General features: G+C 71.5%; 21 protein-coding genes. 19 read left to right on the top strand and 2 right to left on the bottom strand.

Annotation, left to right across the window (positions count from 1 at the left end):
- Positions 1-5 precede the first annotated feature (5 nt).
- Genes ACFVDP_RS25370 through ACFVDP_RS25350 form a run of 5 tightly spaced genes read left to right on the top strand, consistent with a single transcriptional unit; the run spans position 6 to position 3447 of the window.
- Positions 6-794 (top strand): fumarylacetoacetate hydrolase family protein, encoded by a 789-nt coding sequence (locus ACFVDP_RS25370; protein ID WP_383493776.1) that lies wholly within the window; start codon positions 6-8, stop codon positions 792-794.
- The gene (locus ACFVDP_RS25365) at positions 791-1162 is read left to right on the top strand and encodes a VOC family protein (protein ID WP_383493773.1); all 372 of its coding nucleotides are present in this window, start codon (positions 791-793) and stop codon (positions 1160-1162) included. Before ACFVDP_RS25370 ends, ACFVDP_RS25365 begins: the two co-directional genes overlap by 4 nt.
- Before the next feature lie 27 nt (positions 1163-1189).
- Positions 1190-1981 carry an alpha/beta fold hydrolase gene (locus ACFVDP_RS25360; RefSeq protein ID WP_383493771.1) on the top strand — a complete coding sequence of 264 codons (792 nt, stop codon included), beginning with the start codon at positions 1190-1192 and terminating at the stop codon, positions 1979-1981.
- Positions 1978-2451, top strand: a complete 474-nt coding sequence (locus ACFVDP_RS25355) for a heme-binding protein (RefSeq protein WP_383493768.1) — start codon at positions 1978-1980, stop codon at positions 2449-2451. Before ACFVDP_RS25360 ends, ACFVDP_RS25355 begins: the two co-directional genes overlap by 4 nt.
- Before the next feature lie 3 nt (positions 2452-2454).
- Positions 2455-3447 (top strand): methionine synthase II (cobalamin-independent)-like protein, encoded by a 993-nt coding sequence (locus tag ACFVDP_RS25350; protein WP_383493765.1) that lies wholly within the window; start codon positions 2455-2457, stop codon positions 3445-3447.
- A gap of 110 nt (positions 3448-3557) precedes the next feature.
- Here the strand turns inward: ACFVDP_RS25350 and ACFVDP_RS25345 are convergent, their stop codons facing one another.
- The gene (locus tag ACFVDP_RS25345) at positions 3558-3845 is read right to left on the bottom strand and encodes a putative quinol monooxygenase (RefSeq protein WP_383493762.1); all 288 of its coding nucleotides are present in this window, start codon (positions 3843-3845) and stop codon (positions 3558-3560) included.
- Between the two features lie 195 nt (positions 3846-4040).
- Here ACFVDP_RS25345 and ACFVDP_RS25340 point away from each other — a divergent pair, with 195 nt between their 5' ends.
- The 8 genes from ACFVDP_RS25340 to ACFVDP_RS25305 all read left to right on the top strand — a co-directional run bounded on the left by ACFVDP_RS25340 (position 4041) and on the right by ACFVDP_RS25305 (position 14863).
- Positions 4041-5492 carry an aldehyde dehydrogenase family protein gene (locus tag ACFVDP_RS25340; protein WP_383493759.1) on the top strand — a complete coding sequence of 484 codons (1452 nt, stop codon included), beginning with the start codon at positions 4041-4043 and terminating at the stop codon, positions 5490-5492.
- 52 nt (positions 5493-5544) lie between these two features.
- Positions 5545-6744, top strand: coding sequence for an L-2-hydroxyglutarate oxidase (lhgO, locus tag ACFVDP_RS25335; protein ID WP_383493936.1), 1200 nt, complete (start codon positions 5545-5547; stop codon positions 6742-6744).
- A gap of 129 nt (positions 6745-6873) precedes the next feature.
- Positions 6874-7734, top strand: coding sequence for an amidohydrolase family protein (locus tag ACFVDP_RS25330; protein ID WP_383493756.1), 861 nt, complete (start codon positions 6874-6876; stop codon positions 7732-7734).
- 10 nt (positions 7735-7744) lie between these two features.
- Complete coding sequence (locus ACFVDP_RS25325; RefSeq protein ID WP_383493753.1) at positions 7745-9457, top strand: thiamine pyrophosphate-dependent enzyme; 1713 nt, start codon at positions 7745-7747, stop codon at positions 9455-9457.
- Between the two features lie 30 nt (positions 9458-9487).
- Complete coding sequence (locus tag ACFVDP_RS25320; protein WP_383493750.1) at positions 9488-10537, top strand: Ldh family oxidoreductase; 1050 nt, start codon at positions 9488-9490, stop codon at positions 10535-10537.
- 241 nt (positions 10538-10778) lie between these two features.
- Positions 10779-12530: an ABC transporter ATP-binding protein gene (locus ACFVDP_RS25315; protein ID WP_383493932.1), complete on the top strand. Its 1752-nt coding sequence runs from the start codon at positions 10779-10781 to the stop codon at positions 12528-12530.
- Positions 12531-12590: 60 nt separating this feature from the next.
- Positions 12591-14117 carry a tRNA (N6-isopentenyl adenosine(37)-C2)-methylthiotransferase MiaB gene (gene miaB / locus ACFVDP_RS25310; RefSeq protein WP_383493747.1) on the top strand — a complete coding sequence of 509 codons (1527 nt, stop codon included), beginning with the start codon at positions 12591-12593 and terminating at the stop codon, positions 14115-14117.
- Positions 14118-14155: 38 nt separating this feature from the next.
- Positions 14156-14863, top strand: a complete 708-nt coding sequence (locus tag ACFVDP_RS25305) for a class III extradiol dioxygenase subunit B-like domain-containing protein (protein WP_383493744.1) — start codon at positions 14156-14158, stop codon at positions 14861-14863.
- Between the two features lie 92 nt (positions 14864-14955).
- Here the strand turns inward: ACFVDP_RS25305 and ACFVDP_RS25300 are convergent, their stop codons facing one another.
- Positions 14956-15264, bottom strand: coding sequence for a hypothetical protein (locus ACFVDP_RS25300; protein ID WP_383493741.1), 309 nt, complete (start codon positions 15262-15264; stop codon positions 14956-14958).
- 183 nt (positions 15265-15447) lie between these two features.
- Here ACFVDP_RS25300 and miaA point away from each other — a divergent pair, with 183 nt between their 5' ends.
- From miaA to hflX, 6 genes are all read left to right on the top strand, one after another.
- Positions 15448-16386 (top strand): tRNA (adenosine(37)-N6)-dimethylallyltransferase MiaA, encoded by a 939-nt coding sequence (miaA, locus tag ACFVDP_RS25295; protein WP_383493738.1) that lies wholly within the window; start codon positions 15448-15450, stop codon positions 16384-16386.
- Between the two features lie 106 nt (positions 16387-16492).
- A complete protein-coding gene (locus ACFVDP_RS25290; RefSeq protein WP_383493929.1) occupies positions 16493-16960 on the top strand; it encodes a hypothetical protein in 468 nt (155 codons plus the stop codon).
- 48 nt (positions 16961-17008) lie between these two features.
- The gene (dapF, locus tag ACFVDP_RS25285) at positions 17009-17932 is read left to right on the top strand and encodes a diaminopimelate epimerase (protein WP_383493735.1); all 924 of its coding nucleotides are present in this window, start codon (positions 17009-17011) and stop codon (positions 17930-17932) included.
- A gap of 139 nt (positions 17933-18071) precedes the next feature.
- Positions 18072-20195 carry a RelA/SpoT family protein gene (locus ACFVDP_RS25280; RefSeq protein WP_383493732.1) on the top strand — a complete coding sequence of 708 codons (2124 nt, stop codon included), beginning with the start codon at positions 18072-18074 and terminating at the stop codon, positions 20193-20195.
- A 176-nt stretch (positions 20196-20371) separates the two neighbouring features.
- The gene (locus ACFVDP_RS25275; protein WP_383493729.1) at positions 20372-21850 is read left to right on the top strand and encodes a M1 family metallopeptidase; all 1479 of its coding nucleotides are present in this window, start codon (positions 20372-20374) and stop codon (positions 21848-21850) included.
- 204 nt (positions 21851-22054) lie between these two features.
- Positions 22055-23548 (top strand): GTPase HflX, encoded by a 1494-nt coding sequence (gene hflX / locus ACFVDP_RS25270; RefSeq protein ID WP_383493726.1) that lies wholly within the window; start codon positions 22055-22057, stop codon positions 23546-23548.
- The last annotated feature ends 150 nt before the right edge of the window (positions 23549-23698 follow it).

The following is a 23698-nucleotide window of genomic DNA, read 5'->3' as shown; positions in this document are numbered from 1 at the left end:
CGCCCGTGAAATACGCCCGCGTCGACGTCGACGGCCGCGCCCATTGGGCCCGCGCCACCGCCCCCGACACCCTCGAACTGCTCTCGGCCTCCCCGCTGGAGAGCCCGGCCCCCTCGGTCACGGGCGAGCTGCCCGTGACCGGGGCCTGCTGGCTGCCCCCGGTGATCCCGCCCGTCTTCTACGCCGTCGGCTTCAACTACCCGCGCCACATCGCCGAGCACGGCGCCGCGACACCGGCCCGTCCCGAGATCGGCTACCGCGCCAACAACGCGCTCACCGGACACGGTTCGCCCATCGTTAAGCCTGCCGACGTCACCGGCCGGTTCGAGGCCGAACCCGAACTCGTCGCCGTCATCGGCCGCCGGATGCGGCACGCCTCGTACGACGAGGCACGGGCGGGCGTCTTCGGCTGGACCATCGGCAACGACGTCAGCGCCCGCACCTGGCAGCACGAGGACCGCACCTTCTGGCGCGCCAAGAACAGCGACACCTTCAAGCCGATGGGCCCCTGGATCGAGACGGCCGTCGACGCGCTCGCGCAGACCACGACGCTGTCCGTGAACGGCGAGATCCGCGCCCGGTTCCCCACCGGCGACATGGTGTTCGACCCCTACGACTACATCGTCGCGATGAGCCGCCGCCTCACCCTGCACCCCGGCGACGTGCTGTGGATGGGCGCCGAGTCCACCTGCCGACTGGCTCCGGGGGACACCGTCGCCGTCGAGATCAGCGGCATCGGCGTGCTCTCCAACCCCGTACAAGAGGAAGCACCACAGGAAGGCCAGCAGCCGTGAGCAAGGAACCCCGCTACATCCACCACGTCAACTTCCCCACCACCGACCCCGACCGCACCGCCGCCTGGTACGCGAAGGTCTTCGGGATGAAGCGCATCATGCCCAAGTCGAACACGCGCGTGGTGCTGATGACGCGCGGCACCTTCGACCTGCACTTCACTCCCGTCGAGGAGATGGAGCGCATGGCGCCCTACCACTTCGCCGTCGAGGTCGACGACTGGGACGAGTTCCTCGACCACCTCAAGGACCTGGGCATCCGGCACACCCGGCCGATCCAGCGCCCCGAGAACCAGTCGAAGTTCTGCTACATCCACGATCCCGACCACACCATGATCGAACTCGTGTACCACGCCAAGCGCCCCAACTGACCGACACCGTCAAGGAGTACGTGACTCATGCCCTACGTCGATTCCGACGGTGCGTCCATCTACTACGAGCGGCACGGCGAAGGCCCGGCGATCGTCTTCGTGCACGGTTCCGGCGGCCACCACGCCGCCTGGTGGCAGCAGGTGGCCGCGCTGCGCGAGGAGTTCACCGTCGTCACGCTCGATCTGCGCGGCTTCGGGAAGACCGAACTGGCCGAGCCGCAGACCGAGTTCGACGGCCAGGCCTTCTACGGGGACGTCGTCGCCGTCCTCGACCAGGAGGACCTCACCGACGCGATGCTGGTCGGTCAGTCCATCGGTTCCGTCGCCGCGCTGCGCGCCGCCCTCACCCGCCCCGAGCGCGTCACCTCGGTCGTCCTCGGCCACTCGCTGGGCGGCATCGACCACCCCGAGCTGCGCGAACTGGCCGCCGCTGACCGTGCGGAGGCCGTCAAGCTGCCCGTCATCGACCGCCTGCTGACCCGGCGGTTCCGCGCGGAGCGGGCCGACCTCACCTTCCTGTTCCGGCAGATGGGCACCTTCAACACCGCCACCATGCAGGACCTGCGCAACCTCGACGCCAACGGCCCGACCCTCGACGAGATCGCCGCGTCCGGCGTCCGGGTCGCCTTCCTCGCGGGCGAGAAGGACGCCGTGCTCAGCGTCAGGACCGTCACGCGCGCCCATGAACTCCTCCCGGGCTCCCACCTGGAGATCGTCGAAGGCGCGCCGCACTCCATGTACTGGGAGACCCCGGACACGTACAACGCCGCCCTCGCCCGGCTGCGCCGCACCCTCACCCCCGCGAAGGACTCCGTATGACCGCCGCCCTCACCCTCGACGCCGCGGAAGAGATCATCACCGCCGCGCACCGGCGCGCCCAGGACCTCGGCAAGGCGGTCAGCGTCGCCGTCGTCGACGCGGGCGGCTTCGTCGTCGCGATCCGCCGCCCCGACGGCGCCCGCCCGCTCACCCCCGACATCGCCCGCGCCAAGGCCTACACCGCGGCCGTCATGCAGCGCCCCGGCAAGATGCTGAAGAAGTGGCAGGAGAGCCAGCCCGTCTTCTTCTCCCAGCTCTCCCAGCTCCCCGGCGCCGCCCTGCCGATCATGGCCGCCGAGGGCAGCATGACCATCAAGAAGGACGGCGAGATCATCGGCGGCCTCGGCATCGCCGGCGGCACCGCCGACGAGGACCAGGTCATCGCCGAGGAAGTCCTCACGTCACTCGGATACGAACTGGAGTTCGCCGCCTGGGGTGTGGCGGGCACACCGACCGAAGGGCGGTCCTGAACCATGGCGGACACGTTCAACTACCGCATCGACCACCACGGCAGCCTGGTCCGCCCGCCCGGCCTGGACCGCACGGACGCCGCATCGCTGGCCGCGGCGCTCGCCGGCGCCGTCGCCTACCAGCGCAAGCTGCGCTCCACGGTCGTCACCGACGGCGGCTACCCGTACGAAGACTTCCGCGGCGCGGTCCTGGAGAACGTCACCGGGGTGCGCCGCACCGACCGGACCGGCGCCGACGGGCTCGCGGTCTGGGCCGCGGACACCCTGCCCGAGGCGGAAGACCCGCTCGCCGTCGACCACGCGAAGCGCCTGGCCGAACTCACGGTCATCGCCCCGAAGGTGACCCTGCCCGCCCCCTCGTACCTCGCCGCGACCCTCGAAAGCCCCCTGAAGGCAAGGGAACTGGGGGAGGCCTTCGCCGAGATCATCCGGGCCGAGATCGCCCGCCTGGTCGACGCGGGCGTCCGTCTCGTCCAGCTCGACAACCCGCTGCTGCTCGCGGCGACGGCCACCGACGGGCCTGCCGCGGGCCCGCTCCCGTACGCCGACGCGCTCGCGATCGACGCCCTCGCCGTCGGTCTGGACACCCGTCCCGAGGGCGTCCGCATCGGCTACTTCCCGGGCGCCACGGCCCCGGCGACGGTGGACCGGGCGGCGGCGGAGCGCCTGTTCACCGAGATCCCGGCCGACCGCTGGATCCTGCCGCTGCGCAGCGCCTCCGCCGCGGAACTCGACCTCGTACGCACCCTGCCCGAGGACCGCGACGTCTGCTTCGGGGTGGTCGACGCGGCGGCGCCGGACCTGGAGGACATCGACACGGTCCTCGACCGCCTGGACGCGGCGGGCGAACTGAAGGACCTGGAGGACGCGGCGATCTCCCCGACCCAGGGCTTCGCGGACATCGCCTCCCACCCCCTCCTCACCGAGGCCCAGCAACACAGCAAGCTGGTCCTGGTGGAGACGCTGGCCCGGTACGTGTGGGGTAACGAGTTCTGACGCAGGGGAACGCCCCTGGGGACCGCGTAGCGGTCTCCCCAGGGGCGCGGGGAACTGCGCGAGCAACCACGACGAACCCGCGGCCGCCGACGGACACCGCCCGGCAGACGCTAAAGCACCTCGGCGAACGTCACAGTCCGCTCCCGGAGCAACGGCCGAACCACCCCCACAATGAACTCCGCAAAATGCGCGGAGGCGCAATGCGCGTCGAACCCCGCCCGGTCCGCGTACACCTCGTACAGCACGAACCCCCCGGCGACATCGGCCTCCGCATGCACCTCGTAGGCGACATTGGCCGGCTCCTCGAGCGTGAACTCCCGCATCTTCAGCAACGCGTCCCGCACGGTCCCCGCATCGTCGGCGGCACAGCGGTAGTGGGCGACAACGGCGTACGCCACGGCATGACTCCCTTGTACAAAAGGCCAGTTCAACAGCTTCAACAGCGTTCCGATTCCAGCACAGAACCCCACGGCGGCCACCCGCGCGCCGCGCAACCAATGACTGCCTCCCCGGATCTGCCCGCGACGCCCACGCGTGGTGTGTCGTACATCCGGTTCCAGATATCGCAGATGCCGGAGAGAGAAGTGATCCAGATGCGTTCCGTGGAAACCCTGGTCGGCGGGGAGTGGACGGCCGGCGACGAGTGGATCGAGGTCCAGAACCCGGCCGACCTGCGCACCCCCGCCTTCCGCGTCCCGGCGCTCACCCCCGCCGACGTCACCCGCGCCTACGACCACGCCGAGCGTGCCTTCGTCGGCTGGAAGCGCACGAGCCCGCTGGCCCGCGCCACGGTCCTGACGGCCGCCGCCGCACTGCTGCGCGAGCGCGCCGACACGATTGCCCAGGACATCGCCACGGAGAACGGCAAGACGCGCGCGGAGGCCCGCGGCGAGACGCTGAAGGCCGCCGACTTCCTGGAGTACTACGGGCTGCTCGTCGGCCGGGGCGGCTACGGCACCCTCCTGAACGACATCCGCCCCGACACCCGTACCAGCGCGCAGGCCGAACCGCTCGGCGTGGTCCTGGCGATCACCCCGTGGAACGACCCGCTGATCACCCCGGCCCGCAAGCTCGCCCCCGCGCTCGCCGCGGGCAACACCGCGGTCCTGAAGCCGGCCACCGAGACCCCGCTGTCGGGGCTCCACCTGGCGCGGGCCCTGCACGACGCGGGCCTGCCCGCCGGGGTCCTGAACGTCGTCACCGGCCGCACCGGACAGATCTCCGGCGCGCTCCTCGACGACCCGCGCATCGCCGCCGTCACCTTCACCGGCTCCAACACCGTCGGCGATCAGCTCCGTACGACGTTCGCCACGCGCAACATCCGCTTCCAGGGCGAACTCGGCGGCAAGAACGCCTCCGTCGTCCTCGCCGACGCCGATCTGGCCAAGGCCGCGCGGACCGTCGTCGCCGCCGCCTTCGGACAGGCCGGTCAGCGCTGCACCGCCACCAGCCGCGTCGTCGTCGAACGGCCGGTGCACGACGCGTTCGTCCGGCTGCTGCTCACCGAGGTCGCGGCGCTCACGCCGGGGGCCCCGCTCGTGGAGGGGACGAGCATGGGCCCCCTCTCCAGCCCGCGGCAGCGCGACAGCGTCGCCGAGCACATCGAGCGTGCGGTGAAGCAGGGGGCGAAGGTCCTGGCCGGCGGCGACGCACCGGCCGACCCGGACCTCGCGCACGGCTGCTACCTCGACCCGACCGTCCTCGGCGACGTCACCGACGCCGTCGACATCTGGCGCGAGGAGGTCTTCGGTCCCGTCCTCGCGGTGCGCGCCGTCGACTCCTTCGACGACGCCGTCGCCGCCGTCAACGACTCCGGCTTCGGCCTCGCCGCCGCCGTCTTCACCCGCGACCTGCACGCGGCCCACCGCTTCGCCGACGAGGCCGAGTGCGGGCAGATCGCCGTGAACCTCACGACCCCCGGCTGGGACGTCCACCACCCCTTCGGCGGCTTCCACGACTCCGGCTCCCCGTTCAAGGAGCAGGGCACCGAGGCGCTGCACTTCTACACCCGTGTGAAGACGGTCGCGATCCACTACGGCGCGTAGTAGGTACTACGCAACCGCGTCATTCGCACATCTTCCAGAAAGGAGGCGGATGTTGGCCGACAAAACGATAGGTGTCGTCGGAGCCGGCATCGTGGGCCTCGCCACCGCCCGCGAGATCACCCTGCGCCGCCCCGGCACCCGCGTCGTCGTGTTCGACAAGGAACAGGACGTCGCCCACCACCAGACGGGCCACAACTCCGGCGTCGTGCACGCGGGCATCTACTACACGCCCGGCAGCCTCAAGGCGGACCTGACCGTACGGGGCGTGGGCCTGCTGCGCGAGTACTGCCAGGAGCACAAGCTCCCGTACCGCGAGATCGGCAAGCTCGTCATGGCCGTGCGCGAGGACGAGCTGGACCGCATGAACGCCCTCTACGAGCGGGCCAGGAACAACCACGTACCGGACCTGCGCAAGGTCGCGCGGGAGGAGATCGCCGAGCTCGAACCGCAGGCCGGCGGCATCGCGGCCCTGCACTCCCCGCGCACCGCGATCACCGACTACCCGGGAATCGCCCGCGCGTTCGCCCAGGACATCGAGCGGTCCGGGGGAGAGGTGAAGCTCGGCTTCCGCGTCACCGGCATCACCGAGGTCCCCGGCGGCATCGAGGTGGCGTCCGGACAGGAGCGGGTGAGCGTCGACCGGCTCGTGCTCTGCGCCGGGCTCCACTCCGACTCCGTGGCCCGGCTCGCGCGGGGCGGCCCCGAACCGCGCATCGTCCCGTTCCGCGGCGAGTACATGCTGCTCAAACCGGAGCGGGCGGACCTGGTGCGCGGGCTGATCTACCCGGTGCCCGACCCCCGCTACCCGTTCCTCGGCGTGCACTTCACCCCGCGCGTCGACGGCTCGGTCGAGGTCGGCCCGAACGCCGTGCTCGCCCTCGCGCGCGAGGGATACACCCGCACCCGCGTCTCCCCGAGGGACCTCGCGGGCCTCGCCGCCTACCCCGGCATCTGGCGGATGGCCGCCCGGCACTGGCGCACCGGCATCAAGGAGTACAAGGGCTCCTTCTCCCCGGCCGCCTTCATGAAGGACGCGAAGCTCTACGTCCCCGGGGTCGGCGTCGACGACGTCGTGCGCGGCGGGGCCGGTGTGCGCGCCCAGGCGCTGGACCGCGACGGCACCCTCGTCGACGATTTCCGGCTGCACCGGGCCGGCCGGATCACGGCCGTCCGCAACGCGCCGTCGCCCGCCGCGACGGCCTGCCTGGCGATCGCCGAGCACATCGTGGACGCGGTCTTCGAAGAGGGCTGAACACCCCTGCGTACTGCGCCTTTTCGCGCAAGAACTGCTTGCGCCCCCAGCTCTGCGCAAGGCCCCGCGACGCACCTAACGTCGATCTCACCGCACCCCGCAGTTCTCTCGAGAGAAAGAAGCACCGGCATGTTCGTCGTCGACACCCAGATCCACATCTGGAAGGAAGAGACCCCGGACCGCCCCTGGGTCCCCGGCGCCCGCGAGCGGATCCGCCTCAACGGCCACCGCGAGGACCCCTTCAGCTACGAGGAGGCGCTGGAGCTGATGGACGAGGCCGGCGTCAACCGGGCGCTGATCCTCCCGCCGTCCTGGGAGGGCGACCGCATCGACTACGCCCTCGAAGCGTGCGAGGCGCACCCGGACCGGTTCGGCATCATGGCGCGCATCCCGCAGAACAAGCCCGAAGAGGGCAAGGCGATGCTGGCGGACTTCGCCCAGAACCCGCACGTCAAGGGGACCCGCCTCACCTTCCACCGCCCCATCGACCGCAACTGGATGATCGACGGCACCAACGACTGGTACTGGCCGATCGCCGAGGAACTGAACGTCCCGACGATGGTGCACGCGCCCATCTGGAAGCGGGAACTGGGCGAGATCGCGGGCCGCCACCCCGGCCTCAAGATCATCATCGACCACATGGGCATCATGGCGCGCTGCGTCGACGACGCGATCGGCTACTGGGTCCAGGAGACCGCCGACCTGCACGAGCACCCCAACATCTACGTCAAGCTCTCGGCGCTGCCCGGCTACTCCACGCAGCCCTTCCCGAACAACAACATCGAGAAGTACGTGCGCGAGATGGTCGACAAGATGGGCCCGCGGCGCTGCTTCTACGGCACCGACATCACCCGCCTCACCGGCCACGGCATCACCTACACCGACACCATCGAGCAGTTCACCAAGCACTGGGACTTCACCCCCGACGAGCTCGAATGGATCATGGGCCGGGGCATCGCCGAGGTCCTGAACTGGCCGATCGAGGGCTGAGGACGCACTCATGACGTACGCGCACGAGGCGCGCGGCGTCGACGGCGGAGACGCGCTCGTCTCCGCCTTCAACGCCGTCGGCGCCGACTACCTGTTCTGCTCCTCGGGGTCCGAATGGGCCCCGGTGTGGGAGTCCCTGGCCCGCCACCACCGCGACGGCACCCCCGCGCCCGAGTACCTGGACCTCACGCACGAGACCGTCGCGGCCGGCATGGCGACCGGTTACGGACTGCTCAAGCGCCGCCCGCAGGGGGTGCTGCTGCACGCGGCGCCGGGCCTGCTCCAGGGCTCCATGGCCGTGCACGGCGCGCTCCTCGCGGGCGTCCCGATGGTCGTCGCGTCGTCGGAGTCCACGACGTACGGTGACGCGCCCGGCCACGACCCCGGCGGCCAGTGGTACCGCAACCTGTCGATCGTCGGCGGCCCGCACGGCATCGCCCAGCCGTTCACCAAATGGGCCACCGAAGCGGCGAGCGTGCACACCCTGCCGACGATGGTCACCCGCGCCGCCGAACTGTCCTGGCGCGCACCGGCGGGCCCCGCCTACCTCAACGTCCCCCTGGAGATCCTCCTGGAGGACTGGGACGGACGCGAGGCCAAGCCGATCGTCGAGCCCGGCACCACGCACAGCTCGCCCGAACAGGCCGACGACGTCGCCGCGCTGCTGCGCGCGGCCCGCAACCCGGTGATCGTCACCGAGACCTCCGGCCGTGAAGAAGGCGGCTTCGAAGCCCTCGTCGCCTTCGCCGAGGCCTGGCAGATCCCGGTCGTCGAACCGGACTCGGCGGTCTGCGCCAACTTCCCGCGCAGCCACCCGCTGCACGCGGGCGGCGACATCGGGCCCTGGATGGACGAGGCGGACCTGATCCTCCTGGTCAACTGCCGCGCCCCGTTCTACCCGCCCTCGCGCCGCCCTTCGAAGGCCACGGTCGTCGTGATCGACGAGGTGCCGCAGCGCCCGCACGTCGTCTACCAGGTCCTGTACGCGGACCGCTATCTGGAGGGGAACGTCACCAACAGCCTGCGCCAGCTGGCCAAGCGGGCCAAGGACCTCCCCGGCGACGCCGTGGCCGCGCGCCGCGCGGCACAGGAGGAGCGGCACGCCGCCGAACAGGTCGCTATAGGGCGAGCAGAAACGGATGCGGCCGAGCAGACGGCAGGAGTCGACCCGGTCCTGGTGGCCGCCTCGCTGCGCACCCTCCTGGAGGGCCGGGACGGCATCGTCGTCGACGAGACCATCACCCACAGCCGCGTCGTCAAGCGCCACCTGAAGACGTCCGTCCCGGACTCGTACTTCTACGTACAGGGTGGCCTCGGCCAGGGCATGGCCGTCGCGCTCGGCGTCAAACTCGCCTCGCGCGAGCGGCCCGTGGTGCTGACGGTCGGCGACGGCGCCTTCACGTACAACCCGGTGATCCCCTCGTACGACGCCTCCAGGACGTACGAACTCCCTCTTCTTGTCGTGGTGTTCAACAATCGCGTCTACAAGTCGATGAATCTCAACCACCGCCGCTTCTACCCGCAGGGCGCCGCCGCCGAGACCGGCGAATGGCTCGGCACCGATCTGCGCCGGCTGCCGCGGCTCGCCGCCTTCGCCGAGCCGTTCGGCATGCACACCGAGACCGTCGACGCGCCCGACGCCCTCGTCCCCGCCCTGGAGAGGGCCCTGAAGGCCGTCGCGGCCGGCACCACCGCCGTCGTCGACGTCCTCGTGTCCCGCTGAGCCGCCCCGGATCGTTAAGGACCCGTCACCATGCCCGACAAGACTTTGGTCGCCGCCGCCGACCTGCGCACCTTCGCCGCCGCCCTCCTCGAGAAGGGCGGCCTGAGCGCCGAGCACGCCGCCACCACGGCCGACGTGTTCGTCTGGGCCGCACAGCGCGGCGTCGAATCGCACGGCATCGCGCGCGTGCCCGCCTATCTCGACCTGCTCGCCAAGGGCGTCGCCAACGCCACCCCCGAGCTGAAGTTCGACTCGACCGTTCCGGGGGCCGCCGTCCTCGACGCCGACCGCGCGCCCGGACCGGTCGCGCTGACCGCCGCCGCCGAGGAGGCGGTGACCCGCGCGCGGGCGAACGGCATCGCCTCCGTCGGCGTACGGCAGACCGTGCACACCGGCGCCATCGGCTACTACGTGTCGAAGATCGCCGAGGCGGGGCTCGTCGGCATCGGCTTCGTCGCCGGGATGCCCAACATGGGCTACACCGGAGTCAAGGGACCGGCCGTCGCCACCAGCCCGCTCGCCATCGCCGTCCCCGCGCGCGAACATGCCCCGCTCCTGCTCGACATGGCCACCGCCACCATCGCCCTCGGCAGGATCCGGCAGGCGAAGGCGAGCGGCACCGTGCTGCCCGAGGGCGCCGCGGCCACCGCGGACGGCACCCCGACCACCGACCCCGAGCAGGCCGTGATGCCGCTGCCGCTGGGCGGCGCCAAGGGCTCCGGAATGTCCCTCGCCTTCGAACTGCTCACCAGCGTCCTGGTCGGCGCCCCGATCTTCGCGGCCTTCCACTCCGACGATCCGGCGGGCCGCAAGCACCGCCAGAACGCCCTGCTCATCGCGGTGGACCCGGCGGCCTTCGGCGGCGCGGACGGCTTCGTCGCCGACGTCGACGCGACCCTGGAGACCCTCAAGGGCCTCCCGGTCGCCGATGGCGCGGACGCCGTCCACTATCCGGGTGAACGCAGCGCGGCGACGGCCGGGGAACGCGGGGAGCGGGGCATCCCCGTAGCCCCCAAGGTCTGGGCCCAACTGACGGACGCGGCACGGGAGAAGGGGGTGCCGCTGCCCCCGACCCGGTGACGCCGGGAGGTCAGAACAAGCCGGACAAGGCACTCGAAAAACCCTTGGACCCCGCCGCCACGAGCGCGGGAGACTTCCCACCCTGTCGACCCCGGGCGCATCGGCCGGGGCCGTCCACCTGGACGTCCGTCCGGTCGTCCATCTACAGGACAGGGGTGGGAAGTTGGAGTCGCCCGGAGCACCGAGCACAGCACCGCGCCGCAGCGCGGTGCTGCTCGTCTGGCGCATCTACATCCGTGAAATGGCCCGGCAGCGCCGGCTGGCCGTGCCCGCGATGTTGCTGCCCGCGCTGGGCAACGTCGGCATCAACTACGTCGCGCCCTTGGTCGTCGCCCATCTCGTCGGCCGCTTCGCCGGCGGCGGCGCGATCGACGCCGGGGACGCGCTGCCGTACGTCGCGGCCTTCGCCGGCGTCCTGCTGCTCGCCGAGACGATGTGGCGGATCGGCATCCACTGCCTCAACCGGGTGGACGCCCAGGGCGTCGAGCGGCTGTACGTCTACGGCATGGACGAGCTGTACGCCAAGGACGCCACGTTCTTCCACGACAACTTCGCCGGATCACTGACCAAGCGGGTCTCCAGCTTCGCCGTCCGCTTCGAGGAGTTCGCCGACACCCTCGTCTTCCAGGTGACCGGGAGCCTGGTCCCCCTGATGTTCGGCTCGGTGGTGCTCTGGAGCTACGAACCCTGGCTCGTCGTCGGCCTGTTGGCGATGATCGCCCTGACCGGTGTGGCCGTGGCCCCGCTGATCCGGCGCAGGCAGCGGATCGTCAACGCGCGGGAGGCGGCGATCGCCCGGGTGTCCGGCCATGTCGCCGACAGCCTGTCGAACATGGAGACGATCCGGGCGTTCGCCGCCGAGGACCGGGAGGCCGCCGAGCACCGCAGCCGGGTCGCCGAGTCGCAGCGCTGGATGCTCAAGTCGTGGGACTACAGCAATCTGCGCATCGACACCGTCGTCGCCCCGCTGTCCGTGCTCACCAACGCGCTGGGCCTGCTGCTCGCGGTCACGCTCGGCGGCGGCCACGGCGTCGAGGGCGTCGTGGTGGCGTTCACGTACTACTCGAACGCGACGCGGATCATGTTCGACTTCAACCAGATCTACCGCCGCCTGGAGAGCTCGACGACGGAGGCCGCCCAGTTCACGGAGCTGCTGATGGTCCCGGCGACCGTCCTCGACCCGCCCGCTCCCCGCCCTGCGCTGCCCGGCCGCACCGACGTCCGCTTCGAGAAGGTGACCTTCGCCCACGCGGGCGCGCCCCGGCTCTTCCACGGCCTGGACCTGGAGGTGCCCGGCGGCGCGAAGGTCGGCTTCGTCGGCCGGTCCGGCGGCGGCAAGACGACCCTGACCCGGCTGCTCCTGCGCATGTCGGACATCCAGGGCGGCCGGATCCGCATCGGCGGCCAGGACATCAGCGGGCTGCGCCAGCGGGACCTGCGCGAGCAGATCGCGTACGTGCCCCAGAGCCCGGCCATGTTCCACCGCAGCCTGCGCGACAACATCGCCTTCGCCCGCCCCGGCGCCACCGACGCGGAGATCCGCCGCGCGGCCGAGGCGGCCCACGTCACGGAGTTCGCCGACACTCTGCCCGAGGGCTTCGCCACCCTGGTCGGCGAGCGCGGCGTCAAGCTCTCCGGCGGACAGCGCCAGCGCGTCGCCCTGGCCCGCGCCATCCTGCGCGACGCCCCCGTCCTGATCCTCGACGAGGCGACGAGCGCCCTGGACTCCGAGAGCGAACGGCTCGTCCAGGAAGCTCTGTGGCGCCTGATGGAGGGCCGCACCGCCCTGGTGGTGGCGCACCGCCTGAGCACCGTCGCCGGCATGGACCGCCTCGTCGTCCTGGACCGCGGCGAGGTCATCGAGCAGGGCACGCACCACGACCTGCTCGCCGCGAACGGCACCTACGCCAAGCTGTGGCTGCACCAGTCGGGCGGCTTCCTGGTCGAGGGCAGCGAGCGCGAGATCCCGGAGGACGCCGAGGTCAAGCCGTGAGACGGGGGCCCCGGCGGGCTCGGCGCCGGGGCGTGCCCCCAACGGCCTACCCTTGTGTGCATGACCAGCAGCAGCGACCGGAGCCAGGCAGTGGACGTAGCGGACCCCAAGACGTACGAAGTGTTCACCTACGGGTGCCAGATGAACGTCCACGACTCCGAGCGCCTCTCCGGCCTCCTGGAAAACGCCGGATACGTCCGCGCCCCCGAGGGCTCCGACGGCGACGCCGACGTGGTCGTCTTCAACACCTGCGCGGTGCGGGAGAACGCCGACAACAAGCTCTACGGCAACCTGGGCCGGCTCGCCCCGCGCAAGACCACGCGCCCCGGCATGCAGATCGCCGTCGGCGGCTGCCTGGCCCAGAAGGACCGCGACACCATCGTGAAGAAGGCGCCCTGGGTGGACGTCGTCTTCGGTACGCACAACATCGGCAAGCTGCCCGTCCTCCTGGAGCGCGCCCGCGTCCAGGAAGAGGCGCAGGTGGAGATCGCCGAGTCCCTGGAGGCGTTCCCCTCCACGCTGCCCACCCGCCGCGAGAGCGCCTACGCGGCCTGGGTCTCCATCTCGGTCGGCTGCAACAACACCTGCACCTTCTGTATCGTCCCCGCGCTGCGCGGCAAGGAGAAGGACCGCAGGACCGGCGACATCCTCGCCGAGATTGAGGCCCTGGTCGGCGAGGGCGTCTCCGAGATCACCCTCCTCGGCCAGAACGTCAACGCCTACGGGAGCGACATCGGCGACCGCGAGGCCTTCAGCAAGCTGCTGCGCGCCTGCGGCTCCATCGAGGGCCTGGAGCGGGTCCGCTTCACCTCGCCGCACCCGCGCGACTTCACCGACGACGTGATCGCCGCCATGGCCGAGACGCCGAACGTGATGCCGCAGCTGCACATGCCGATGCAGTCCGGCTCGGACACCGTCCTGAAGGCGATGCGCCGCTCGTACCGTCAGGAGCGCTTCCTCGGCATCATCGAGAAGGTCCGCGCCGCCATGCCGGACGCGGCGATCTCGACGGACATCATCGTGGGCTTCCCCGGCGAGACCGAGGAGGACTTCGAGCAGACCATGCACGCGGTCCGCGAGGCCCGCTTCACCAACGCCTTCACCTTCCAGTACTCCAAGCGCCCCGGAACCCCGGCCGCCACCATGGAGGGCCAGATCCCCAAGGAGGTCGTGCAGGCGCGCTACGAGCGTCTGGTCGCCCTTCAGGAGGAGATCTCCTGGGCGGAGAACAAGAAGCAGGTCGGCCGCACGCTCGACCTCATGGTCGCCGAGGGCGAGGGCCGCAAGGACGGCGCCACCCGCCGCCTCTCCGGCCGCGCCCCCGACAACCGCCTGGTCCACTTCACCGCTCCGGACCAGGAGGTCCGCCCCGGCGACGTGGTCACGGTCGAGATCACCTACGCCGCCCCGCACCACCTGCTCGCCGAGGGCGCGGTCCTGAACGTGCGCTCCACGCGCGCGGGCGACGCCTGGGAGAAGCGCACCAAGGAGACGCAGGACAAGCAGCAGGGCGTCCTCCTCGGCCTGCCCAAGATCGGCGTGCCCGAGCCGCTGCCGGCGGTCACCGGGGGCTGCGCGGTCGACTGACCGGCGCGCCGGACAGCGGCCGCAGTAGGCTGACGATCATGCTTGTCGCCGCCGCCGTCTGCCCCTGCCCGCCGCTGCTCGTGCCCGAGGTCGCCGCCGGGGCGGCCCCGGAGCTGGACGCCGCGCGCGCGGCCTGCGACGCGGCGCTCGCCAAGGTCGTCGCCGCCGCGCCGGAGTTGATCGTGGTCGTCGGCGAAGGCACCCGCACGGCCTTCCACGAGGCGGGCGCCCGAGGCTCCTTCCGCCCCTTCGGCGTCGACGCGGACGTCGTCCTCGGCACGCCCTCCGGCATCCCGGACGCCACGCTGCCGCCGTCCCTCGCGGTCGGCGCGTGGCTGCTCACGCGTGCGGGCTGGAACGGTCCCGTGCGCGGATACGAGGTGGAGGGCGGCCGGTCCCGGACGGTCAACGGCGAGGACGGCGTGCACCTGGCGTCCCTTGCCGACCGCGTGGGCCTGCTCGTCATGGGCGACGGCACGGCCTGCCGCACGGTGAAGGCCCCCGGCTATCTGGACGAGCGCGCCGAGGGCGTGGACACGCTGATCGCCGCCGCCCTGCGCGACCTCGACTCCGACGGCACGCTCGCGCGGCTCGACGCCGATCTGTCACGCGAGCTGAAGATCTCCGGCCGCGACCCGTGGCAGATCCTCTCGGCGGCCTGGGAGGGCGGCGACCGCGGCACGGGCGATCTGCTCTACGAGGACGCGCCCTACGGAGTCGGCTACTTCGTCGCCTCCTGGACATAGCCCGCCCATCAGCCGGCGACCGGCACCCGCACATGGCGACGGCCGCGAAACCCGAAGGCTTCGCGGCCGTCCGCCATGTGTGCCGGGGCGAGCTACTTGCGGGCGCCCTCGCCGGCCTCGTTGTCGGCCGCCTGCTGCGCCGACTGCTGCTTCGGAATCTCCACAGCGGCCGCACCGGCCTCGGCCGTCTCGCCCGCATCCGCACCCTCGGCGGTCTCCGCCTCCGCGGCCGACGGCTCGTCCGTGGCCACTGACGCGGCCTCAGCGGGCTCAGGAGCCGACTCGGCGTCCGAGGTGCCCTCCGCCTCCGGCTCGGCCGTCAGAGTGGCAGCACCGCCCTCGGCGGTCGACACATCCTCGGTGTCCTTGGCCTTACGGCGGAAAATGGCAAAAACGCCCATTTCAACTCCATACGTTACTCGTGTGGGCGAAATCCCCGCCCTGCCCGGTGCGTCCCATTGCGTCGCCCGGGTCACCGGTCCGCAAAACCGGCGGCTGGAACCTCGCAACAGGCAACGACCCCGAACCTGCCCCGTCACGTAGCTCATTCGAGAAGTGGTGCCGTGGTTTGCGAGACTGGGGCCGTGAGTAGCGCAGCTCCCGCCCCGCGGGTCATCGCCGTCGTCGGTCCCACCGCGGCGGGAAAGTCGGATCTCGGCGTCTTCCTGGCCAAAGAACTCGGCGGTGAGGTCGTCAACGCCGATTCCATGCAGTTGTACCGAGGGATGGACATCGGCACCGCCAAGCTGACGCCCGAGGAGCGCGCCGGAGTCCCGCACCACCTCCTGGACATCTGGGACGTCACGGAGGCGGCGAGCGTCGCCGAGTACCAAAGGCTCGCCCGCGCCGAGATCGACCGCCTCCTCGCCGAGGGCCGCTGGCCGATCCTCGTAGGAGGGTCGGGGCTCTACGTGCGGGGCGCCGTCGACAAGATGGAGTTCCCCGGCACCGACCCCGAGGTCCGCGCCCGCCTGGAGGCGGAGCTGGCGGAGCACGGCTCCGGCGCCCTGCACACCCGCCTCGCCACCGCCGACCCCGAGGCCGCCACCGCGATCCTGCCGAGCAACGGACGGCGCATCGTGCGCGCCCTCGAAGTCATCGAGATCACCGGAAAGCCCTTCACGGCCAACCTGCCGGGACACGACTCCGTCTACGACACCGTCCAGATCGGCGTCGACGTCGAGCGGCCCGAACTCGACGAACGCATCACCACACGCGTGGACCGCATGTGGGACGCCGGACTCGTCGACGAGGTGCGCGCCCTGGAGACCCAGGGGCTGCGCGAGGGCCGTACCGCGTCCCGCGCGCTCGGCTACCAGCAGGTCCTCGCCGCACTCGCCGGAGAGTGCACGCAGGAGGAGGCGCGCACGGAGACCGTCCGCGCCACCAAGCGCTTCGCGCGCCGCCAGGACTCATGGTTCCGCCGTGACCCACGGGTGCATTGGCTCAGTGGGGCCGTGGCCGATCGTGCGGAACTCCCGGCGCGCGCAATGGCGTTGGTCGAACGACCGGTTACAGCCTGATCACGTGATGGCATCGGGACGCCCGGGCGGTCATCCCGGCCCCCGCGGCCGTGCCATCATCGACCTCGATCGACCGAGACAGTCCGGAGTGGGAGGGCGCGTGGCGATGGAGGCCGGCCCTCGAGACACCGCACCAGGCGGAGAGCAGCTGAGTTCCGACGGTCCTGGGACGACCCCGGACGGAGTGATCGCGGACGGCCCCACGCCCGACGAGATCGCCGCGCACGACGAGGCGGCGGAGGTCGAGGTCGAGCTGCGCCCGCAGCGCAGGCTCCGGATCTGGCAGCTCGCGCCCATCGTGATGCTCGCCACCCTCGGCTCCCTGATGTTCGCGTTCCCGCTGTTCTTCGAGTTCGGCGACGGCGGCGCGGTCGTCGCCATGCTGGGCCTGCTGATCAGTTCCTGCGCGGCGGGCTGGGGCCTGATGGCCGCCCGTCGGGTGGGCTACTCGCTGCCCGGGCTCCCGCCGCGCGGCTCCGGCCGCTGGGCCGACTGGCGGGTCGTGGCCGCGTACGTGGTCGTGGTGGCCGCCGTGACGGTGCTCGCCGTCTGGCGGGTGGCCCGGCTGCGCTGAGAGCGCACCGCTTCCCGGGTTGTCGGACCGATCTCGTACGATCGAGAAATGACCGACCACCCGTCGTCCGCCGCCGACCTCGGCCGAGGCGCTCCGCGCCGCCCGCTGCCCTTCCTGAAGGGCCACGGCACCGAGAACGACTTCGTGATCATCCCGGACCCGGACAACGCGATCGAGCTGCCCCCGGCGGCCGTGGCCGCGCTCTGCGACCGCCGCGCCGGTCTCGGTGGCGACGGTGTCCTGCACGTCGTGCGCTCCGCCGCCCACATCGAGGCGCGGCACCTGGCCGACGAGGCCGAGTGGTTCATGGACTACCGCAACGGCGACGGCTCGATCGCCGAGATGTGCGGCAATGGCGTCCGGGTCTTCGCCCGGTACCTCCAGCACGCCGGACACATCGGCGAGGGCGACCTCGCCGTGGCCACCCGCGGCGGCGTCAAGAAGGTCCACATCGACAAGGAAGGCCTGGTCACGGTCGGTATGGGCCGGGCGGTGCTGCCCCCGGGCGACGTCACCGTCACCGTCGACGACCGCTCCTGGCCCGCCCTGAACGTGAACATGGGCAACCCGCACGCCGTCGCCTTCGTGGACGACCTCGCGCACGCGGGCCGACTGCTCGACCCGCCGCCGTTCGCCCCGGCCGAGGCCTATCCGCAGGGGGTGAACGTGGAGTTCGTCGTCGACCGCGGCCCGCGTCACGTCGCCATGCGCGTGCACGAGCGGGGCTCCGGCGAGACCCGCTCCTGCGGCACCGGCGCCTGCGCGGTGGCCGTCGCCACGGCCCGTCGCGACGGCGCCGACCCCACCGTCACCGGGACCCCTGTGACGTACGAGATCGATCTGCCCGGCGGCCGGCTGACCATCACCGAGCGGCCCGACGGCGAGATCGAGATGACCGGACCGGCGGTGATCGTGGCCCAGGGCGAGATCGACGCGGACTGGTTCGCGGCCATCGAAATCGTAAACCCGTGAACTGTCGCTCGAATGGGTGATCCGTTTCACGCTGGGCGAGAGCGGGACTGCAGCACGTGATGGGCTCGGTAGCATCAAGCACCGGTCCGGACGGGTGCCCCTGCCAGCCCGCCACCGGTCGACCCAGCCGGAGGTGCTCATGAGTGCGGAGGCGACCAACCCCGCGACCCCGGGGCCGATCACGCCCGGAGCCCAGCGAAGGCGTGGCCGTCCCCGGATCGACCTGCGACGTCTCGGCCGCGCAGCGCTCCTCGGACCGGCCGGCCGGGACCGGCTGCCGGACGCCATCGGCCATGTGGCCGAGGCCCACAGGGCGAACTACGCGGACGCCGATCTGGAGCCGCTGCGCCGCGCCTATGTCCTGGCCGAGTCCTCGCACCGCGGCCAGATGCGCAAGAGCGGTGAGCCGTACATCACCCACCCCCTGGCCGTGACGCTGATCCTGGCCGAGCTGGGCGCGGAGACCACGACGCTGACCGCCTCCCTCCTCCACGACACCGTCGAGGACACGGACGTCACGCTCGACCAGGTGCGCACCGAGTTCGGCACGGAGGTCGCCTATCTGGTCGACGGCGTGACCAAGCTGGAGAAGGTCGACTACGGCGCCGCGGCCGAGCCCGAGACCTTCCGCAAGATGCTGGTCGCGACCGGCAACGACGTCCGCGTCATGTCGATCAAGCTCGCCGACCGCCTGCACAACATGCGCACCCTCGGCGTCATGCGCCAGGAGAAGCAGGAGCGCATCGCCAAGGTCACCCGCGACGTCCTCATCCCGCTCGCCGAGCGCCTCGGCGTGCAGGCCCTGAAGACCGAGCTGGAAGACCTCGTCTTCGCCATCCTGCGCCCCGAGGAGTACGGGCAGACGCAGACCCTCATCGCCGCCGACACCGCCCGGCCCGAGAACCTCCTGGCGGAGATCGCCGACGAGGTGCGCGGTGTGCTGCGCGAGGCCGGGCTGAGCGCCGAGGTCCTCATCAGGCCCCGGCACGCCGTGTCCGTCCACCGGGTGCTGCGCAAACGCGGCGAGCTGCGCGGCGCCGACTTCGGCCGCCTGCTCGTCCTCGTCACCGAGGACGCCGACTGCTACGGCGTCCTCGGCGAGCTGCACACCTGCTTCACGCCCGTGGTCTCGGAGTTCAAGGACTTCATCGCCGTCCCGAAGTTCAACCTGTACCAGTCCCTGCACACCGCGGTGGCCCGCGGCGACGGCGAGGTCGCCGAGGTCCTCATCCGCACGCACCAGATGCACAAGGTGGCCGAGGCCGGGGTCGTCGCGCTCGGCAATCCCTACGCCCCCTCCGCCGAGGAGCACCTCGACACCCTGGGCGAGCGCTCCGACCCCACCCGGCCGGGCTGGCTCTCCCGCCTCCTCGACTGGCAGCAGTCCGCTCCCGACGCCGACACCTTCTGGTCGACGCTGCGCGAGGACCTCGCCCAGGACCGCGAGATCACCGTCTTCCGGCCCGACGGCGGCACCATCGGCCTGCCCGCGGGCGCCAGCTGTGTGGACGCCGCCTACGCGCAGTACGGCGAGGACGCCCACGCCGTCATCGGCGCCCGGGTCAACGGCCGCCTGGCGACGCTCAGCACGGTCCTCAAGGACGGCGACACGGTCCAGCCCCTCATGGACCGCATGGAGGGCGCCGCCGCCTCCGAGCCGTCCCGCGACTGGCTCGACCACGCCCGTACGCCCGCCGCGCGCATCGCCATCCGCCGCTGGCTCACCGCGCACCCCGAGGGCCCGAGCGCCCCGGAGTCCGCTCCGCGCGCCCCCTACAGCGGCCCCTCGGCGCGCCCCTCGGCGGCGAACGCCGTCGTCGACCAGCCCGGAGCCACCGTCCGCCTAGCAGGCTGTTGTACGCCCGTACCGCCCGACGAGGTGACCGCCTTCGCTGTCCGCGGCGGCGCCGTCACCGTGCACCGCGTGGAGTGCCCCGCGGTGGCCCGCATGACCGGAGCGGGACGGCCTGAGGTCCGCGTGCGCTGGGCCGACGCCGAGACCGCCGAGTACCGCGTCACCCTGCTCGCCGAGTCCTTCAGCCGCCCGCACCTGCTCGCCGACCTGACCGAAGCCATAGCTCTTCAGGGCGTCGCCATCATCTCGGCGACCGTCGAACCCCCCGCCCAGGGCCGCGTCCGGCACACCTACACGCTCCAACTCCCCGGCTCCGCCCACCTCCAGGGCCTGATGCGGGCGATGCGCAATGTCCCGGGGGTGTACGACGTGGGGCGCGCCCAGCACACGGCGGCCGGAGCGCTCTAGGCGGCCGGAGCGCTCTGGGGCCTGTCCGCTGGCCTCGCTCACCAGCAAAGAAGGGCGCGGGCCACCCGAACGCGACCTGATCCGCCGGACAGGCCCTGGTCCCCGCGCGGTCTCGTTCGGGTGGGTGCGGCGCGTGCCGCCGGACCCACCGGGGGCCGCGCTGATAGCCGTAGTTCATGCTGCTCAGCTCCCGAACACCCCGCACCGTCGCGCTGCTCGCCGCCGGTGCCTCCGTCGCACTGCTCGCCGCGGCCGCGCCGCCCGAGCCCGCCACTCCGCTCGGCGTCGGCGACCGGCTCTTCCCGACCCTCGGCAACCCCGGCTACGACGTCCGCGCGTACGACATCTCGTTCACGTACAAGGGCGACAACAGCAAGCCCCTCGACGCCGTCACCAAGATCGACGCACGCGCCACGAGCCGGCTCGACCGGGTCAATCTCGACTTCTCGCACGGCACCGTACGGTCCGTCGAGGTCAACGGCGCGCGAGCGGACTTCGCCACCGGCGGCGAGGATCTCGTCGTCACGCCCGCCCGGCCCCTCGTGGCCGGCCAGCCGCTGCACATCACCGTGCGCCACACCAGCGACCCCATGCCCGGCAAGGAGGAAGTGGGCTGGGTACGCACCAAGGACGGGCTCGCCATGGCGAACCAGGCCGACGCCGCGCACCGCGTGTTCCCCTGCAACGACCACCCCTCCGACAAGGCGATGTTCACCTTCCGCGTGAACACGCCGCGGAAGGACACGGCCGTCGCCAACGGCCTGCCCACCTCCCTCACCCCCGGCGCGGGCGACACCACGGACTGGACGTACCGCACCGCCCACCCCATGGCCACCGAACTGGCCCAGGTCTCCATCGGGCGCTCCACCGTCCTCCACCAGAAGGGCCCGCACGGCCTTCCCGTCCGCGACGTCGTCCCGACCAAGGACGTCAAGGCGCTGCGCCCCTGGGTCGACAAGACGCCCGCACAGCTCGCCTGGATGGAGAACAAGATCGGCCGCTACCCCTTCGAGAACTACGGGGTGCTGATCGCCGAGGCCAACACCGGCTTCGAACTGGAGACGCAGACCCTCTCGCTCTTCGAGAGGGACCTCTTCGTACGCAAGGAGTACCCGGCCTGGTACGTCGAGTCGGTCATGGTGCACGAGCTGGCCCACCAGTGGTTCGGCGACAGCGTCAGCCCCCGCACCTGGTCCGACCTCTGGCTCAACGAGGGACACGCCACCTGGTACGAGGCCCTGTACGCGCAGGAGAAGGCCGACCGGCCGATGGAGACCCGGATGCGCAACGCCTACCGCGAGTCCGACGGCTGGCGCGCCTCCGGGGGAGCGCCGGCCGCCCCCAAGGGGCCCACGCACGGCGAGAAGATCAGCATCTTCCGTCCGGTCGTCTACGACGGCAGCGCGCTCGTCCTGTACGCGCTGCGCCAGGAGATCGGCACACAGAAGTTCGAGCGCCTGGAGCGGGAGTGGGTGGCCACGCACCGTGACGCCACCGCCACGACCGCGGACTTCACCGCCCTCGCCTCCCAGGTCGCCGGGCGGGACCTGAGCGGCTTCTTCCAGCAGTGGCTGTACGCGAAGAAGACGCCGCCCATGCCGGGGCACCCGGACTGGAAGTCCGCGCCGGTACAGAAGAGCAAGACCCGCGGGTAGCCCCTGGAAACAGCCCGGCCCGCGCGGGCTTGGACCCGTGCGGGGCGGGAAATAACCCGGGTGACGAGACGGCCCGTACCGTGCGACCATCTTCAGGTCGACGGCACGGGCCCGTCCGGGAATCCCGGGGCAGCCCCGAGCGTTGTCAGAGGTGTCGGACGAGAGCCCGGCCACCTTTCGAATCCCAGCGACCCAAAGGATCCAATGACCTCCTCTTCTTCCCCTTCCCAGGACGCGCAGAGCTTCGCGCAGAACCACACCGAAGGTCTTCGGGCCGATGCCCTGATGGAAGAGGACGTCGCCTGGAGCCACGAGATCGACTCGGACCGGGACGGTGATCAGTACGACCGTTCCGAGCGTGCGGCGCTGCGCCGTGTCGCCGGTCTGTCCACCGAGCTGGAGGACGTCACCGAGGTCGAGTACCGCCAGCTCCGCCTGGAGCGCGTGGTCCTCGTCGGCGTGTGGACGTCCGGCACGGTGCAGGACGCGGACAACTCCCTCGCGGAGCTGGCCGCCCTCGCCGAGACGGCGGGCGCGCTGGTCCTCGACGGCGTCACGCAGCGCAGGGACAAGCCCGACGCGGCGACGTACATCGGCTCCGGCAAGGCGCTGGAGCTGCGCGACATCGTCCTCGAGACCGGCGCCGACACCGTCGTGTGCGACGGTGAGCTCAGCCCCGGGCAGCTCATCCACCTCGAAGACGTCGTCAAGGTCAAGGTGGTCGACCGGACCGCCCTGATCCTCGACATCTTCGCCCAGCACGCCAAGTCCCGAGAGGGCAAGGCGCAGGTCGCGCTCGCGCAGATGCAGTACATGCTGCCGCGACTGCGCGGCTGGGGTCAGTCGCTGTCCCGGCAGATGGGTGGCGGCGGCGGTGGCGGCATGGCCACCCGTGGTCCCGGTGAGACCAAGATCGAGACGGACCGGCGACGGATCCGCGAGAAGATGGCGAAGATGCGCCGTGAGATCGCGGAGATGAAGACCGGCCGCGACATCAAGCGCCAGGAGCGCAAGCGCAACAAGGTGCCGTCGGTCGCCATCGCCGGATACACGAACGCGGGCAAGTCCTCGCTGCTCAACCGCCTCACCGGCGCGGGCGTCCTGGTGGAGAACGCACTGTTCGCCACCCTCGACCCGACCGTGCGCCGGGCCGAGACGCCGAGCGGCCGCCTGTACACGCTGGCCGACACGGTCGGATTCGTCCGCCACCTGCCGCACCACCTCGTCGAGGCGTTCCGCTCCACCATGGAGGAGGTCGGCGACTCCGACCTGATCCTGCACGTGGTCGACGGCTCGCACCCGGTGCCGGAGGAGCAGCTCGCCGCCGTGCGCGAGGTGATCCGGGACGTCGGCGCCACCGACGTACCGGAGATCGTGGTGGTCAACAAGGCGGACGCGGCGGACCCGCTGGTCCTCCAGCGCCTGCTGCGCAACGAGAAGCACGCGATCGCCGTCTCGGCCCGTACCGGCGCCGGTATCGAGGAGCTGCTCGCGCTCATCGACGCCGAACTGCCGCGGCCCGAGGTCGAGATCGAGGTGCTCGTGCCGTACACGCAGGGCAAGCTCGTCGCGCGGGCACACGGCGAGGGCGAGGTGATCTCCGAGGAGCACACCGCGGAGGGCACGCTGCTCAAGGCGCGTGTGCACGAGGAACTCGCGGCGGAGTTCGCGTCGTTCGTTCCGACGGCGGCCGGCTGACCTCAGGCCGCAGCGAGTCGTACGTGAGTGGGGCCGCCCCCGAAAGCCCGGGGGGGGCCCCCCCCCTCCCCCCCCCATTTCTGTCCTTGTTTTTTTCGGGCCTTCCTACAGGCCTCTCCCTGCCTCCGAAACTCCTGCTTCCCGACCCCT

This window comes from Streptomyces sp. NPDC057694 (assembly GCF_042799415.1).
Classification (GTDB): Bacteria; Actinomycetota; Actinomycetes; order Streptomycetales; family Streptomycetaceae; genus Streptomyces.
The sequence above is the reverse complement of the archived record's forward strand: the minus strand, read 5'-3'. Positions and strand labels throughout refer to the sequence as shown.

Coding starts and splice junctions, on each gene's coding strand:
- ACFVDP_RS25360 (WP_383493771.1), top strand. CDS start 1,190: ATGCCCTACGTCGATTCCGACGGTGCGTCCATCTACTACGAGCGGCAC.
- ACFVDP_RS25355 (WP_383493768.1), top strand. CDS start 1,978: ATGACCGCCGCCCTCACCCTCGACGCCGCGGAAGAGATCATCACCGCC.
- ACFVDP_RS25350 (WP_383493765.1), top strand. CDS start 2,455: ATGGCGGACACGTTCAACTACCGCATCGACCACCACGGCAGCCTGGTC.
- ACFVDP_RS25340 (WP_383493759.1), top strand. CDS start 4,041: ATGCGTTCCGTGGAAACCCTGGTCGGCGGGGAGTGGACGGCCGGCGAC.
- ACFVDP_RS25330 (WP_383493756.1), top strand. CDS start 6,874: ATGTTCGTCGTCGACACCCAGATCCACATCTGGAAGGAAGAGACCCCG.
- ACFVDP_RS25325 (WP_383493753.1), top strand. CDS start 7,745: ATGACGTACGCGCACGAGGCGCGCGGCGTCGACGGCGGAGACGCGCTC.
- ACFVDP_RS25320 (WP_383493750.1), top strand. CDS start 9,488: ATGCCCGACAAGACTTTGGTCGCCGCCGCCGACCTGCGCACCTTCGCC.
- ACFVDP_RS25315 (WP_383493932.1), top strand. CDS start 10,779: ATGGCCCGGCAGCGCCGGCTGGCCGTGCCCGCGATGTTGCTGCCCGCG.
- miaB (WP_383493747.1), top strand. CDS start 12,591: ATGACCAGCAGCAGCGACCGGAGCCAGGCAGTGGACGTAGCGGACCCC.
- ACFVDP_RS25305 (WP_383493744.1), top strand. CDS start 14,156: ATGCTTGTCGCCGCCGCCGTCTGCCCCTGCCCGCCGCTGCTCGTGCCC.
- ACFVDP_RS25300 (WP_383493741.1), bottom strand. CDS start 15,264: ATGGGCGTTTTTGCCATTTTCCGCCGTAAGGCCAAGGACACCGAGGAT.
- ACFVDP_RS25290 (WP_383493929.1), top strand. CDS start 16,493: ATGGAGGCCGGCCCTCGAGACACCGCACCAGGCGGAGAGCAGCTGAGT.
- dapF (WP_383493735.1), top strand. CDS start 17,009: ATGACCGACCACCCGTCGTCCGCCGCCGACCTCGGCCGAGGCGCTCCG.
- ACFVDP_RS25280 (WP_383493732.1), top strand. CDS start 18,072: ATGAGTGCGGAGGCGACCAACCCCGCGACCCCGGGGCCGATCACGCCC.
- ACFVDP_RS25275 (WP_383493729.1), top strand. CDS start 20,372: ATGCTGCTCAGCTCCCGAACACCCCGCACCGTCGCGCTGCTCGCCGCC.
- hflX (WP_383493726.1), top strand. CDS start 22,055: ATGACCTCCTCTTCTTCCCCTTCCCAGGACGCGCAGAGCTTCGCGCAG.